The sequence below is a fragment of the Parapedobacter sp. ISTM3 genome, assembly GCF_016533505.1.
Taxonomy (GTDB): Bacteria; Bacteroidota; Bacteroidia; order Sphingobacteriales; family Sphingobacteriaceae; genus Parapedobacter; species Parapedobacter luteus.
The window spans coordinates 1-1,249 of record NZ_JAENGN010000053.1 but is presented as its reverse complement, the minus strand read 5'-3'; the positions used below and the strand labels follow the sequence as shown (position 1 = coordinate 1,249).

Below are 1,249 nucleotides of genomic sequence, written 5' to 3'. Positions count from 1 at the left end.
CTGTTGGCCGCAAGGAGCTTTCTTCCGTCGAAGACGAACGGGGGTTTCATCATGTTTTCCCTGATGCTGTTCCAGTCATAGGTTTTGAACTCATCCCATTCGGTAAGTACGGCGATGGCATGTGCCTGCCGTGTTGCCTGGTAGGGGTCATTTACGACGGAGACCAGCCTTCGGTTTTCCTCGGGGCTCCTGGAGCCGAGGTAATCCAGGTCTGCATAGACCTGCTGTGCGGATACCTTGGGGTCGTAGACGACGATGTTGGCCTCCTCGTTGAGCAGGGCATCGGCCACGTAGATGGCAGCCGACTCTCGGGTGTCGTTGGTGTCTTTCTTGAAGGCCCAGCCGAGGAATGCGATTTTTTTTCCGGAGACGGTGTTGTACATGGTCTGCACGATGTTGTCGGCGAAGCGCCGTTTCTGGTGGTCGTTCATGGTGATGACCTGTTCCCAGTAGTGTGCGACCTCATGCAGGCCGTATGTGCGGGCGATGTAGACCAGGTTGAGGATGTCCTTCTGGAAGCATGAGCCGCCGAAACCGACGGAAGCCTTGAGGAACTTTGGTCCGATTCGGCTGTCTGTACCGATTGCGCGGGCCACCTCGTCGACGTTAGCCCCGGTTCGTTCGCAGAGTTCGGAGATGGCGTTGATGGAGGATACGCGCTGAGCGAGGAAAGCGTTTGCGGTGAGCTTGGAGAGCTCGGAAGACCAGAGGTTGGTGGTGAGGATACGTTCGGGTGGCACCCAGGAAGCGTATACATCCACCAGGGCCTGGACGGCCTCGGGGTTTTCCCCTCCGATGAGCACCCGGTCTGGGTTATGGAGGTCCTGTATGGCGGTTCCTTCGGCGAGGAACTCGGGGTTTGAGAGGATATGGAAGCTGACTCCGTTTCCGGTGTTGTGGAGGATGCTTTTCAAGGCCTCGGCGGTACGCACGGGGAGTGTTGATTTTTCCACGATTATCTTATCGGAGGTGGCTGCTGCTGCGATCTGGCGTGCGCAGAGTTCGATGTACTTCAGGTCGGCGGCCATGCCCTTGCCCTTGCCGTAGGTTTTGGTGGGCGTATTCACCGAGATGAAGATCATGTCTGCCTCAGCGATGGCACGATCTACATCGGTCGAGAAAAACAAATTACGGCCGCGTGCTTCGCCGACGACTTCGGCGAGTCCGGGTTCGTACACGGGGAGCTTCGAAAGGTCGGGGTCATTCCAGGCCGCGATGCGTTTTTCGTTGATGTCTACGATGGTGACGG

At 57.5% G+C, this 1,249-nt stretch carries 1 protein-coding gene; it reads right to left on the bottom strand.

Going from position 1 to position 1,249, the window contains the following annotated elements; genetic code table 11:
- A partial coding sequence (locus tag JHJ32_RS22525; RefSeq protein WP_200122971.1) for a nucleotide sugar dehydrogenase occupies window positions 1-1,249 on the bottom strand: 1,249 nt, incomplete at both ends.